This is a genomic window from Actinosynnema sp. CS-041913, from assembly GCF_050942485.1.
GTDB lineage: Bacteria > Actinomycetota > Actinomycetes > Mycobacteriales > Pseudonocardiaceae > Actinosynnema.
On record NZ_CP192037.1, the window covers coordinates 3,285,774 to 3,298,859 of the forward strand.

Annotated in this window: 11 protein-coding genes; 1 reads left to right on the forward strand and 10 read right to left on the reverse strand. The window is 73.9% G+C overall.

Annotated elements, in window-relative coordinates; all coding sequences use genetic code 11:
* Positions 1-78: 78 nt before the first annotated feature.
* From ACQPZF_RS15765 to ACQPZF_RS15775, 3 genes are all read right to left on the reverse strand, one after another.
* Positions 79-1,614 carry a PucR family transcriptional regulator gene (locus ACQPZF_RS15765; RefSeq protein WP_433272205.1) on the reverse strand — a complete coding sequence of 512 codons (1,536 nt, stop codon included), beginning with the start codon at positions 1,612-1,614 and terminating at the stop codon, positions 79-81.
* Between the two features lie 83 nt (positions 1,615-1,697).
* Positions 1,698-2,375 carry a GTP cyclohydrolase I FolE gene (gene folE / locus ACQPZF_RS15770; protein ID WP_433272207.1) on the reverse strand — a complete coding sequence of 226 codons (678 nt, stop codon included), beginning with the start codon at positions 2,373-2,375 and terminating at the stop codon, positions 1,698-1,700.
* Positions 2,372-2,809: a hypothetical protein gene (locus ACQPZF_RS15775; protein ID WP_433272209.1), complete on the reverse strand. Its 438-nt coding sequence runs from the start codon at positions 2,807-2,809 to the stop codon at positions 2,372-2,374. The genes folE and ACQPZF_RS15775 overlap by 4 nt, the downstream gene beginning before the upstream one ends.
* Before the next feature lie 78 nt (positions 2,810-2,887).
* Between ACQPZF_RS15775 and ACQPZF_RS15780 the strand changes: the two genes are divergently transcribed.
* Entirely contained in the window at positions 2,888-3,685 is a 798-nt protein-coding gene (locus ACQPZF_RS15780) for a helix-turn-helix transcriptional regulator (RefSeq protein ID WP_433272211.1), read from the forward strand.
* Positions 3,686-3,698: 13 nt separating this feature from the next.
* Here the strand turns inward: ACQPZF_RS15780 and ACQPZF_RS15785 are convergent, their stop codons facing one another.
* The 7 genes from ACQPZF_RS15785 to ACQPZF_RS15815 all read right to left on the reverse strand — a co-directional run bounded on the left by ACQPZF_RS15785 (position 3,699) and on the right by ACQPZF_RS15815 (position 13,079).
* A complete protein-coding gene (locus ACQPZF_RS15785; protein WP_433272213.1) occupies positions 3,699-4,775 on the reverse strand; it encodes a hypothetical protein in 1,077 nt (358 codons plus the stop codon).
* A gap of 23 nt (positions 4,776-4,798) precedes the next feature.
* Complete coding sequence (locus tag ACQPZF_RS15790) at positions 4,799-6,010, reverse strand: proton-conducting transporter transmembrane domain-containing protein (protein WP_433272214.1); 1,212 nt, start codon at positions 6,008-6,010, stop codon at positions 4,799-4,801.
* Between the two features lie 17 nt (positions 6,011-6,027).
* Positions 6,028-8,838, reverse strand: a complete 2,811-nt coding sequence (locus tag ACQPZF_RS15795; protein ID WP_433272216.1) for a YbcC family protein — start codon at positions 8,836-8,838, stop codon at positions 6,028-6,030.
* On the reverse strand, positions 8,835-10,457 hold the full coding sequence (locus tag ACQPZF_RS15800) for a SulP family inorganic anion transporter (protein ID WP_433272218.1): 1,623 nt from the start codon (positions 10,455-10,457) through the stop codon (positions 8,835-8,837). The genes ACQPZF_RS15795 and ACQPZF_RS15800 overlap by 4 nt, the downstream gene beginning before the upstream one ends.
* Positions 10,458-10,530: 73 nt before the next feature.
* Entirely contained in the window at positions 10,531-10,824 is a 294-nt protein-coding gene (locus ACQPZF_RS15805) for a hypothetical protein (protein ID WP_433272220.1), read from the reverse strand.
* Between the two features lie 222 nt (positions 10,825-11,046).
* On the reverse strand, positions 11,047-11,688 hold the full coding sequence (locus ACQPZF_RS15810) for an NAD(P)-dependent oxidoreductase (protein ID WP_433272223.1): 642 nt from the start codon (positions 11,686-11,688) through the stop codon (positions 11,047-11,049).
* Complete coding sequence (locus tag ACQPZF_RS15815; RefSeq protein WP_433272225.1) at positions 11,685-13,079, reverse strand: MFS transporter; 1,395 nt, start codon at positions 13,077-13,079, stop codon at positions 11,685-11,687. Before ACQPZF_RS15815 ends, ACQPZF_RS15810 begins: the two co-directional genes overlap by 4 nt.
* Between the last annotated feature and the right edge of the window lie 7 nt (positions 13,080-13,086).

Below are 13,086 nucleotides of genomic sequence, written 5' to 3' on the forward strand. Positions count from 1 at the left end.
CGACCGCCACACCGGACCGTTGTCCGTTGCCGACAATCTCGGGGTGCAGTCTTGTCGGAACCGGACAGCGGGCGGTGGTCAGTCGTCCTCGGCCGCGGCCAGGTCGATGATCATCGCGAGGCGCTTGCGGGCGTCGTCCAGGTCGAGCGCGGTCACCTCGGCCATCTTGCGCAGCCGGTAGCGGATGGTGTTCGGGTGCACGCCGAGCCGGTCGCCGGCCTCGGCGAGGTCTCCCTGGGCCTCCAGCCAGGCGCGCAGGGTGGTCACGTAGTGGGTGGCGTGGTCGCTGTCGTGGCGGCGCAGCTCGGCCACCGGCCCCCGCGCCGGGGTGCGGCCCGCCCGTGCGGCGGCGCGCAGCCGTTGCAGCAGGATGTCGTCCCAGGACTCGTCGTAGGCGGGTGGCGCGGTGTCCGGCGCGCGCGCCTCGTGCAGCGCCAGGCACTCGTCGGCCTCCTGCCTGCTCGCGGGCAGCTCCGCGGCGGAGGCCGTGCCGCCGATACCGGCGCTCACCGCCACCTGGGCGGGCAGCGCGGCCTTCAGCAGGGCCACCTGCTCCCGCGCCGCGCTCACCCGGTCACCGGGCAGGACCGTGTAGAGCGTGTTGCCCGACAGGGTGCTGCGCCCGGGGCGTGACCAGCCGAAACCGGTGGTGGCCCGGTCGAAGGCCAGCAGCAGCGCGGCGTGCCGCTCGGCGGCGATGTGCGCGTGGACGGCGACGACCCGCAGCGGGCCCTGCGGCAGCCCGAGCCGGCTGACCACCGTCGCCGCGTCCGCCGTGCCCTCCAGCAACCGGATCACCAGGTCCGACTCGACCTGGCGCTCCAGGTCGGCGCTCGCGCGCGAGCGCAGCATGTGCAACGCGACCGTGCGAGCGCCGTCGGCCAGTGCGGCGCACCGCACTCCGGTCAACGGGCCGCCGCAGGTCACCCACACCGAACCCAGCAGCTCCCGGCCCGCGCGCACCGCGACCACCATCCGCCCGGTGAGGCCGTGCTCCCGGTCCTCCTCGACGAATAGCGGCTCGTCGTGCGCCGCCAGGTACGCGAACACCCCGCGTTCCTCGAACAGCTCCCGCAGCCGGTCCGGCGCCTGCCTGCCGAGGATCGTCGCCAGCCGGGCCGGGTCCGCGCCCTGCTGCGAACTGGAGTACGCCAGCACCCTCGACAGCCGGTCCTCGATGGTCACCGCGCCGCCGACCGCGCCGGCCAGGCTGTCGGCCAGCGCGAACAGGTCCGTCGGACCCCGGCCCGACTCGGTCTCCCGACCTTCCAGCACCAACCCGTAGACGACCCCGGCGAGCTGGCTCCACGACACCGCGGGGTCGACCACCATCACGGCGACCCCCGCGGCCTCCCCGACCGCGGCGGCCTCCCGCTCCACGCCGGCATCGCCGTGCACCAACACCACGGCGGCCCGTGCCGCCGCCGCCCACTCCACGGCCTGGACCACGGACTCGGCGCCGACGGCCAGGAACACGTCGCCGCCCACCGCCCGGGCGTCGGTGGCCTCGCGCATCACCACGCTGCGCAACTCGGCCGACCGCGACACCGGGCAGCACGCCAACCGCACCCCGTAGCCACCCAGCACGTTCACCAGGCGGTCCAACCTGACCATGAGCAAACCCCTGTCCGAAGCCGACGACCCACCGTAACCGTCGGCGGCGGCGCGCCACGCGGGTGGCCGACCCGGACGCGGGTCTACCCGTGGATTCCCGACAGGGCGAAGAACTCCTGCCGCGACCGCCCGTCCTCGCGCAGCGCGCCCTGGAGGGCGGAGGTCACCGTGCGCGATCCGCCCGCCCGCACACCGCGCAGCGACATGCACAGGTGCTCGGCTTCGATCACGACGCCGACACCGCGGGGCGCCAGGTGGTGTTGCAGCCAGTCGGCGACCTGTTTGGTCAGTCGCTCCTGCACTTGCAGGTCCCTGGCGAACAGTTCGACCACGCGGGCCAGTTTGGACAGTCCCAGGACGCGATCTCCGGGCAGGTAGCCGACGTGGGCGACACCGTGGAACGGCAGCAGGTGGTGTTCGCACAGCGACTGCACCGGGATGCCGCGGGCGAGCACGAGTTCGTCGTAGCCCTCCTCGTTGGGGAACGTCGTCAGGTCGAACTCGCGCGGCGTGAGCAACTCGGCGTAGGCGTGCGCGACCCGCTTCGGGGTGTCGGCCAGGTGCTCGGACCCCGGATCCCGGCCCAGCGCGGTCAGCAGGTCGGCCACGGCGCGCTGTGCGGCCTCCAGGTCCACTCCGGCGCGCCCGTGGACCACCTGGAGTCGCCGGTGTTGGCCGGCGGGCGGCGGGGAGTCGGTCAAGGAGCCGGTCGAGGGGGCGGCCGGGAAGTCGGTGGCCACCTGCCGCACGGGTCCGCTCATGCCTTCCGCCCAGCACGGGCCGGCGCGTGCCGCACCGCCAGTCGGCTCAGCGCCACGGCCGCGACGAGCAGGCCGAAGTCGCGCAGCGCGATGTCGTGGAAACCGGGGACGGTCAGCAGGTTGACGATGATCCCGGCCAACCAGGCCGCGACCAGCGGACCGCCGAAGCGCGGGGCCAGGGCCACCACGACGCCCGCGACGATCTCCACCACGCCCACGGCGTACATCGCCTGCTGCGCGGTGCCCGGCACGATCCCGTCGAGCCACGGCGCGAGGTACCGCGGCCAGTCCACGAGCAGGTTGGCGAACTTGTCCAGCCCGAACAGCACGGGCGCGACGGTGAACACCGTGCGCAGGAGCAAAAACGCCTGGTGAGCCGGGTCGGAGCGGAGCACTCGGCGCGCCGGCCGGGCGTCGGACACTTCGGCAGTCATGTCGTCCTCCTTCTATCGACAACTTCGGCTAACCTTAGAAGGCGTCGAGAGATTTCGTCAACAGAAGTGGGTTTTAGAATGGGCGAGGCTGACCAGCCCCGGACGTCGCACGTCTCCGCCGTCGCGGCGCTCGACGAGCCGACCCGGCGTCGGCTGTACGACTTCGTGGTGCGCCACCCGGCGCCGGTGAGCCGGGAGGAGGCCGCCGAGGCGGTGGGTATCCCGCGCACCACGGTCGCGTTCCACCTCGACCGGCTGGTCGCCGAAGGGCTGCTGGAAGTCGTCCACGAGCGTCGCACCGGCCGCACCGGTCCCGGCGCGGGACGGCCGTCGAAGCTGTACCGGCGTTCCGCGGAGCAGATCGCGGTCTCGCTGCCCGACCGGCGCTACGAACTGGCCGGGCACCTGCTGGCCGACGCCCTGAGCGAGGCGGAGGGCACCGGCGAGCCGCCCCGCGCCGTGCTCCACCGCCGTGCCCGCGAACTGGGCAAGGACCTCGGCGAGACGGTGCGCGCCGCGCAGGACCTCGGTGAGACGGTCCGCGCCGCCCAGGGCACCGGCGAGACAGCCCGCGCCGCCCAGGACGCGGGCGAGACGGTGCGCGCCGCCCAGGACGACGGCGGTCGCCCGGCCGTGCTGAGCGCGCTGGAGACCTTCGGGTTCGAGCCCCGCGCGGCGGACACCGCGATCGTGCTCGGCAACTGCCCCTTCCACAGCCTGGCGCGGCAGCACACCGAACTCGTGTGCGGCATGAACCTGTGCCTGCTGGACGGACTCCTCGAAGGCCTCGCGGCAACCGGCCTGACCGCCCGGCTCGCCCCGGCCCCCGACCAGTGCTGCGTCCGACTCGAACCGGCGGACCCCGCGGCGGTGTGAATTCCGGCGCCACTCACCACTGGGTCACACCGGGCACGAGGCCGCCGACGGCGAGCAGCGACAAGGTCACGGCCACCGCGCAGTGCTCCAACGACGTCAGGTCGCGTTCGCCGGTTTCCGCCGCCTGCCCGGCGAACAGCCCCAGGAAGCCCCGGAGCGCCGTCATCCCGTTGACCGCCACGGCCACCACGAGAGCCGCCACCACGAACGGCACGGGGTGGTCGAGCAGCCGGTGCACGTCCGCGAAGCCCGGCAGCAGGGGGAAACCCGCCAGCGCGAGCCCGAAACCCAGGTAGGCGACGGCCAGCCGGGGTGTCCGGGCGAGGTCGCCCGCCGGGACGGTCAGGGACAGCGCACCCCGGCGCGCGGTCAGGGCGGCCACGGTCATCGCCAGCCCGGTGGCCGCGACCACCGCGGCCGGCCGCGCGCCGTCGACCAGCACCACGCCGTTCGCGCTGACCAACAGGAACGCCAAGGCACGCGTCCCGTCCACCTGCACCACCGCGAACACCGCGCCGAGCACGGCCGCCGCCGCGCCCACCACGGCGGCGAGCGGCGTGTCCGGCACGACCAGGCCCACGGGCAGCAGGAACGCCGCCACCACGCCCATCGGCGTGCGCTCCACGAACCGGGGGAACCAGCTCTGCACGGGCACGGCCGCCGCCCGGATCGCGACACCGAGCAGCACGAGCACGTCCGCCGCGGGCACCGGGAACGCCGACCCCGCGACCACCAGCAGCACGCTCGGCACGTGGTACACCGCGAACAGCCTGCCGTCCCGGACGGTCGACCACGCCACGGCCGCCGTCACCGCCCACAGCACGGCGTCGACGCGCACCACGGTGAACGCGCACGCCAGACCGACCAGCACCAGCGCACGGGCCAGGACCCGCGGCGGGTGCGTCGCGACCGGGCTCAACGCCGCGATGAGCACCCCGGCCAGGCAGAACGCCGTGCACACCAGCCCGCCGGGGACGGACACGAGGAACGCCGCCGACGCCCCGACCACCGCCTTGCGCCGCGCGGTCCGGGCGTCGACCTGCGCGCCCACCACGGCCGCCGTGACCAGCCACACCAGGACGACCGCCACCGGCCCGATCCCCACCGGCCCGATCACCGCGCTGCCGCCAGTCGTCGAACCCAGTGCTCGTCGGCCGTCGAAAGCCGGCGGACCAGCCGTACGAAGCCGCCGGCCACTCGGTCGACCACCAGCGCGTCGAGGTACCCGCGTTCGAGCGCGAACCGGTACAGCCACAGTCGGACCGGTCTGGGCACGAGGCGTTCCCGCAGCGTTCCGGTGCGTGGCGCGGCGGTGCCCAGTGCCTGTTCCAGGTGGTGGTGGTCGTGCAGCAGGCTCGGCGAGCGCAGGATCTGGGCGCTGCGCAGCGCCGCGTGCCCGAGCAGGTGCACCAGCGCGAGCACGTGCCAGCCGAGCCCGATCTCCACCAGCACCAACCCGATCTGCGTGATCGACGCGAACGCCAGGGACGTCTTGATGTCGGTCTGCGCCCGGCCCGCGAGCGTGGCGTGCAGCGCGGTGAGCCCGCCGACGACCGCGATCAGGACGGGCATCGCGGGCGCCTGCGACCACAGGGATTCGGTGCGCAGCAACAGATACGGGCCGAGGCTGACGGAGATCGCGCCGTAGCAGATCGCGCTGGACGGCGTAGGTCCCTCCATCGCGCGCGGCAGCCAGCCACCGACCGGGAACTGCGCGGCCTTGCCCATCGAACCCCACAGCAGCAGCAACCCGACCGCGAGCGGCGGGCCGTCGTGGTGCGCGACCACCGCCGCGCCGACCAGGCCGACATCGCACACCCGGTAGGTGACGAACGCCCGCAGACCGTGCGCGACCGGTCCGCGTCTCCGGTGGAAGAACGCGATGAGCAGCGCGGACGCCAGCCCGGTGAGTTCCCAGCCGACGACCACCAGGTCCAGCGTGCCCGCGAGCACCACGAGCTGAACGCCCGCGACGAACAGCGCCAGCAGCAGGTGGAACCGCCGGTAGCCGGGGTCGCGGTGCAGGTAGCGCCGGGAGAACGCGCCGATCAGCGCGCCCAGCAGGGCCGCCAGCACGCCCACCGAGGCCGATCGCCCGTCAGCCGCCAGCACCAGCGGGAACCCGTCGAACCACGTGCCGAGCACCACCTCCGCGGGCCCGGCGCACGCCACGGCGGCGAGCAGCCCGGCGGACCCGGCGGCGGACAGCACGACCACCGCCGACACGGTCCGCTCGCCCAGCGGCAGCCCCAGCCACGAGGCCGCCGCGAGCGCCAGGAAAGCGCCGAACGGCACACCGGCCGCCCCGGTCAAAGCCCCCTGCACCGGACTCAGGGCCCCGTTCACCGGACCGGCGCCGGCACGTCGGCCCCGGCCAGCACGTGCGCGCACCCGAGGTGGTCGCGGAAGCCCGCGTACACCTCGACCGACCGCGTCACCACCGGGAACGCGGTCCGCTCCGGCACGTGCGGCTGGAACGCGCCGTCCTGGAACACGTGCATCGCGTCCCGCTCCACGTCCCACGCGACGAGCCCGATCCAGCCGCCGGACACCAGCCGCTCCAGGGTCGGGTTGGCCGCCACGATCGCGGAAAGCCGTTCCGGCCCGGCCTCGACCACCACCAGCAGCCGCACCGGCTCGTGGATCTCCACCATCTGCCAGGGCAATCCGGTGCGCAGGTCGGACGCGTGCCCGTCCATCACGCCGATCAGGCCGGTGATGTTGTGCGGCAGCTTGGTGCCGCAGCCGTAGCCCGTCGGGTCGACGAAGCTGAAGTAGTACTCCAGGTTGATGCCCGCGCACACCGGCCCGACGGCCGCCAACAGTGACGCGAGCACCGAGCCGTCGGTGTCCGCGGCCGGCTCGTACGAGGCGAGGAACGCCCGCCGGTCCAAGAACAGCCCACGCGTGAGGGCCCGCCGCCCGACCACGCACACCGCGTTGGTGGCGTGCCCGTACTCGGGCCGGGGCTGGCCGAGGTCCACCGCGTGGGTCTCCGCGTGCGCCAACGCGTCCTCGTGCGCGAGGTCGGCCGGCGCGGACGCGAACCGGCGGCACCGCTCGTGCGCGGCCAGCACGCACGCCTCGGCGAGCGCGTCCTTGGCCGCGCGCAACGGCTCCGCGAGCCCGGCGGGCACCAGGTCCTCGTCGTAGTAGGTCATCGAGTCGTCGCACGTGTTGTGGTAGCCGCCGACGAACCAGGTGCCGTCCGGGATCGCGATCCCGCGCTCGGCGAGTCCACTCCGGACGGCCGGGTCGTTGGCCATGGCGGCGAACGCCCGCGCGTTCGGCCCGCCCCGGCCGCCGCCGGTGGCGCCGCAGTCGTGCGCGGACTCGTGCGGGTTGTTCAGGCTGGACGACCCGTGCCCGACGACCAGCACGACCGGCGCGAGCCCGCGGCTCAACCCGGTGGTGCGCAACACGGACGCGACGATTTCGGTCCGCTCGGCCACCGGGAACCCCAGCACCAGCCGGGTGGGCGCGGCCGGGCCTGGCCGGTGCGACCAGCGGTGCGCGGCGCGGGGGAACAGGCACCGCCCGACCAGCGACGCCAACCCGGTGACGCCGAGCACGACGCTCGCCACACCGCCCCGCGCCAGCGTGCGGCTGCCCACCGACACCGCGCGCGTCCACCGGGCGCGGAGCCGGCGCGGTCGCCGGGCGGCGTGGACGGGCTGCTCGACGACCGCGTGCCGGGGCGTGATGACGACCGGGCACAGTGGACGCGACCGGACGTCGTCCACGCCCCGGTAGTTCATGGCCACGCCGAAGAACCCGGCGTAGCCGAACGTCTCGACCGACGGGCAGCACTCCTCCAGGTGCCTGCGCACCGACTCCTCGCGTTCGTCCAGGCAGAACACCGCCTGGAACGACGGCGTGCCGGCGGGCGCGGCCACCCGCTGGTGCGCGGCGAGGCCGTCGAGCACGCCGATCCGGTGCCGGCGCTCGTAGGCGAGGTGCAGCAGCCGCCGGCGCTCCACCTCGTCACACCCGTCCACGACCGCGAGCCACGCCGCCGCCTGCGCGTGGTCGGTCAGCGGCACGGCCATCAGCCGGGCCAGCACGAACGCCTCGTAGACCAGTTCGAGCCCCGGCGGCGGCGCGGCGTCGGGCACCGGTCCGGCGGTCGCCGACACGTGCCGGGCGGCGAACACGTCCAGCGTGAGCTGCACGGCCAGGTAGTCGGCGAGCCGGGCCGGGCGCGGCTCCACGGGCGCGCGGTCGGGGCGCAGCTCGAACTGGCGCACCATGCCCGCCCAGCCGCGCAACGACAGCAGGGTCGCGGTGATCACGCCGCCCCGGTCGTCCTCGGGCACGCCGAGTTCGGCCAGCGCCCACCGGATCGTCTGTTCGGCCTCCCAGCCGTCCTGCTCGCGCAGGCATGCCGACAGGCCGCGCAGGAACGGGTCCGGCGGTCCGCCCGCCCGGCGGTAGAGGGCGCGGAAGGCGGCCAGCAGGCCCCGGTCGCGCTCGGGCATCGCCCAGGAGGCCACTCCCTGGTCGAGGAACGCCGCGGTGAGCCGGATCAGCAACGGGTGCACGAGGTGGTCCGGGTCGACACCGGTCACGGCGACGATCCGGTCGCGCGGGCGCGTGCCGGGCTTGGGTACCCCGATCAGGTTGGCCGCGTTGACCATCCGGTCGCCCGGTTGTGTGCCGGGCTTGCGTGTTCCGATCAGGTTGGCCGCGTTCGCCATCCGGTTGTGCGAGCCCGGCGGGGGAGCGGCCGGTTTCGGCGCGGCTGCCCGGAGCAGGTCCCAGCGCGGGTCGACGGCGTCCACCGCGTCGGTCTCCGCGAGCAGCCAGTGCAGCGCCGGACCGCGCGGCACCTCGATGTGGTGGCGCAGCCGGGTTTCGTGGAACCGGCGCGGTGTCGGGCCGCCCGGCACCACGGGCACGCCGTCGTCGGCGACCTCGGCCGCCACCACCGCGTCCAGGTCGTCCGGGGTGATCCGGCCCGAGCGCAGGAAGCCGTGGAACGCGGCCTCGCTCTGGTACGGCTCGGCGCCGAACACGGCCGCCGCGTGGGTCACGGCGTCGGCGAACGGCAGGTGCTCGAACGCGTGCAACGTGTTGTGGTGCACGAAAGCCTGGAGCGGACCCTGCTCCGGCAACAGCTCCGCGGCGCGGTCGACGAGGTCGGTGATGGTCATCGCGACCGCCGGCGGCGCGTGGCGTGCGGGTCGGTGGAGGCGGGCACGAGGTCGTCCAGCCCTTCGACGGTCAGCCTCGCCGAGGGCAGCTCCCGCGCCAGCTCGTCCAGCCGCGCCAGGAACGTGTGGTCCACCAGGGCCACGCCCCGCACGTCCACCACGACCTCGGTGATCCCGGGCCCGGCCCGGCTGATCAGCTTCCGCACCGGCAGCAGCGCCGGGAAGATCGCCGCGTCGCGGACCCGGATCCGCAGCACCGAGCCGGCCACCGAAGCCCGCGGCCGGGGCACGAACGCGGACAGCGGCACGCCGCGCGCGAGGTGCAGCACCAGCTTGAGCGCCAGCCCGGACGCGACGCCGACCAGCAGGTCGGTCGCGAGCGTGACGAGCAGGGTGGTCAGGAACAGCGCGAGCTGGTCCCGGCCGATCCGGCCGACGTGCCGGACCTCCGCCGGCGAGGCCAGCCGGAACCCGGTGTAGACCAGCATCGCGGCCAGCGCGGCGAGCGGGATGGTCTGCACGACCCCCGGGATGAGCGCCACGAACAGCAGCAGGATCGCGCCGTGGCACACGTTGGACCAGCGGCTGGTCGCGCCCGCGTCCAGGTTGGCCTTGCTGCGCACGATCTCGGAGATCATCGGCAGGCCGCCGATCAGCGACGAGGTCAGGTTGCCCGCGCCGATCGCGAGCAGGTCGCGGTTGACGTTCGAGATCCGCTTCGCCGGGTCCATCGAGTCGACGGCGAGCACGGTCAGGGTGGACTCGATCGTCCCGATCAGCGCGAACATCACCACGTACTGGATCGACGTGCCGCTGAACACCTGCGAGAAGTCGGGGAGGACCACCGCGTCCGGCAGCGAGCCGGGCAGCCGCACCAGGAACTCCGGTCCCAGGTGGTGGCCGGCGCCGAAGAGCGTGTAATCGTGTGGCCGGTCCAGGTGCAGCCACAGGCCGATCGGGATGGCCACCGCCAGCACCGCCAGCGGCGCGGGCACCAACCTGCTCCAGCGGGCGCGCACCAGCGGCAGGCCGAACAGCAGGAGCAGCGCGAGCGCGCCCACCAGGAGGATGGCCGGGTTGGCGTGCAGCACGCTGCGCGGGATCTCGGCGAGCAGGCCGAACGGCGTCTCCGCGGCCGGGTCCACCCCCAGCACCACGTGCGCCTGCTTGGCGATGATGATCACGCCGATGGCGGCCAGCATCCCGTGCACGACCGACGGCGACATGGCGACGCCGACGTCCGCCGCGCGGATCAGCCCCAGCACGATCTGCACCAGCGCCGCCACCACACCGGCGGCCAGCGCGCGCCGGTAACCGGCCACGAGATCGCCTTGGCCGAGGTCGTGCACGGCGCCGACTGCGATCACGATCAATCCGGCGGCCGGGCCTTTGACGGTCAACGGCGCGCCGCCGAGCAGACCGCCGAGGATGCCGCCGACAATCGCCGTGAGCACCCCCGCTATGGGCGGGAACCCGCTGGCCACCGCGATCCCCAAACTCAGCGGCAGGGCGATCAGGGCGACCAGGAAGCCGGACTTGGGATCGGATTTCGGGAACCGGCGGGCCGGTCGGTCGGGTGGTGCGCCGGTGTGCCGGATTCGATTGGAATGGCCGGTCATCGGAAATGTCCTTTTTGTGGGCGCGACAGGGTCACCGCGGTCGCTGCGCGCGACCCGGTGCGGCCGAGAGGAATCAGCGCCCGTCCGGCGGCCCGCGGGCGACCCGGTTGTCGACGCGGGTGGCCGTGGACGTCACGGGGACGCGGACGACCGTGCGGACGGAACTCCGCAGGAGCGCGACGGCGGGTGCGCTGGGCGTGGCTTCGTCCGCGAACACCAGGTCAGGGTGGGTGTGCGCGGTGGTCGACGCCTCAATCAGAAAGTGCTGCCCGGCAGCTCCGGCGGAGCCTGCCGGAGCTGCCGGCTCGACGGTCGCGACGAGGAAGGTCCCGATGAGCGCCGCGACGAGCAGAGCGAGAACGCGCACGAAAACCTCCCCGACGAAGGTGATGATTGACCATCCGCGGTCGTGAAAATGGGTCGACCGCAATCCGGGCCGGCCGCTCGATCATCGGGGACGTGCGGAAGCGCCGTCAAGGGCCTGAAGTCGCCATTTGTGGGGGAGCAGCGATGATTACTGCGGTAGGCGTAGCCCGGATAAAGTCAATTGTTATCGTTTTCGGGTCGGATTCGCCGGTAGCGGATCCGATTACCTGGCCAACGTCGGGAAGCCGCGCGACCAGCGCTCGTCGTCCACCACCCCGACCACGAACCGGGCGAGGTCGACGCGGGTGACGCTCGTGCCGCCCTTCGGGTTGACGCCGTCCTGGACGCGGTAGACGCCGGTCGGCGGCTCGTCGGCGATGCGGCCGGGCCGGACGGAAGTCCAGTCGAGCGGACTGTCCCGCATGATGTCCTCCATCAGCCGCATGTCGGAGTACAGCTCCTTCATCAGCGTGCGGGCGATGACGCGGTACCAGAGCGGGTGGTTCGGGTCGTCGTGGCGCGCACCGCTGGACGAGAGCACGACGAGCCGGTCGACACCACCGGCGACCATGGCGGCGACCAGTGTGCGGGCGGCGGTGGAGTAGAGGCCGTCGGCTCGCCGGCCCGCGGGCCCGATCGCCGAGATGACGGCGTCGTGGCCGGCCACGGTGGCGCGGACGCTGTCCGGGTCGCGCACGTCGGCCCGGACGACGTCGAGCGGCGCGGCGCGGAACTCGGCGGGGACCGCCCGGAAGGTGGCCGGGTCGCGGACGGCGGCCGTGACGGTGTGGCCGGCGCGCAGTGCTTCCTGGACGATGACCTGGCCCGTGGCGCCGTTCGCACCGAACACGAGGAGCGCGCTCACCGGGCCACCGCCGTCGACCGGGGCATGAGGGGCACCAGCGCAGCGGCGATGAGGCACGCTGCGGTGGCGACCAGGACGCCGGCGACGAGGCCGCCGATGTGCCCGGGACCGCCGAGTCCGAAGTAGACGGTCCCGGCCACCGCCACACCCAGGGCGGTGGCGAGCTGCTGCACGGCGTTGAGGCTGCCGGAGGCGCTGCCCACCTCGTGGGGGTCGGCCGCGGCGAGGATCGCCTGGATCAGCGGGCTGAACAGCAGCCCCAGCCCCGTGCCGACCACCAGCAGCGGCAGGGCGGACCAGAGCTGCGGCGCGGAGAGCACCGCGCAGGCGGTGATCCCGAGGAGGCCCACGATTTCCACCCCCAATCCCAGGTGGAGGACCGACCGACCGAGTTTGCGGGTCAGCCGTGGCGCGGCCGGCGATCCGAGCATGATCCCCGCGGCGACCGGGGCCAGCGCCACCGCCGCACCCAAAGCCGAGTGGCCGAGTCCCAGTTGCAGGTGCAGCGAGAGCACCAGCAGCAGTCCGCCCAAGCCGGTGAAGAACACCACCGCCACGACCAGCCCGCCGACGAACGCCCGCTTGCGCAACAGGCTCGCGACCAGGATCGGGGACGGGCTGACGCGCTGACGCCGGCCGAGCAGGACGAACGCCGCGACGCCCACCGCGAGGACCGCGAAGGTCCACCACGGCCAGCCGGCCTCGCGTCCCTGGATGAGCGGGTAGACCAGGCACGCCGAACCGGCGGTCACCAACGCGACGCCCACGGGGTCGATCCGGACGGCGGGGTCGCCGCGGTCGGCGGGCATCCAGCGCAGCGCGCCGAGGACGGTGAGCACCCCGAGCGGGAGGTTGACGAGGAAGATCAGCCGCCAGCCGAGCCCGCCCAGGTCGAGGCCGATCAGCCCGCCCGCCAGGATCGGCCCGCCGATCCCGGCCAGCCCCATCACCGGCCCGAACAGCGAGAACGCCCGACCGCGCTCCCGTTCGCCGAACACGGTGGTGAGCACGCCGAAGCCCTGCGGGATCATCAGCGCGCCGAGAGCGCCCTGCGCGACCCGGGCCGCGATCAGCACGGACGGGCTCGGGGCGACCGCGCAGGCGGCGGAGGCGAGCGTGAACCCGGCGGCGCCGACCACGAACAACCGCCGCCGCCCCCACCGGTCGCCGAGTCGCCCGCCGACCACCAGCAGCACGCCGAACGCGAGGGTGTAGCCGGCCGCGAGCCATTGCAGGGTCGACTCGCTCCCGCCGACTTCGGCCCGCACCGAGGGCGCCGCGACGTTCATGACGGTGGAGTCGAACAGATCCATGACCCCTCCCAGCAGGACGACGGCCAGCACGTGCCACCGCCGTCGGTGGGTCGTGGGCTCGGTGGTGGCTGTGGTCATGTCGATC

What these genes read in the sequence shown, in the direction of transcription:
- ACQPZF_RS15780 (WP_433272211.1), top strand. Translation starts at nt 2,888, where the DNA reads ATGGGCGAGGCTGACCAGCCCCGGACGTCGCACGTCTCCGCCGTCGCG.
- ACQPZF_RS15815 (WP_433272225.1), bottom strand. Translation starts at nt 13,079, where the DNA reads ATGACCACAGCCACCACCGAGCCCACGACCCACCGACGGCGGTGGCAC.
- ACQPZF_RS15775 (WP_433272209.1), bottom strand. Translation starts at nt 2,809, where the DNA reads ATGACTGCCGAAGTGTCCGACGCCCGGCCGGCGCGCCGAGTGCTCCGC.
- ACQPZF_RS15795 (WP_433272216.1), bottom strand. Translation starts at nt 8,838, where the DNA reads ATGACCATCACCGACCTCGTCGACCGCGCCGCGGAGCTGTTGCCGGAG.
- ACQPZF_RS15800 (WP_433272218.1), bottom strand. Translation starts at nt 10,457, where the DNA reads ATGACCGGCCATTCCAATCGAATCCGGCACACCGGCGCACCACCCGAC.
- folE (WP_433272207.1), bottom strand. Translation starts at nt 2,375, where the DNA reads ATGAGCGGACCCGTGCGGCAGGTGGCCACCGACTTCCCGGCCGCCCCC.
- ACQPZF_RS15765 (WP_433272205.1), bottom strand. Translation starts at nt 1,614, where the DNA reads ATGGTCAGGTTGGACCGCCTGGTGAACGTGCTGGGTGGCTACGGGGTG.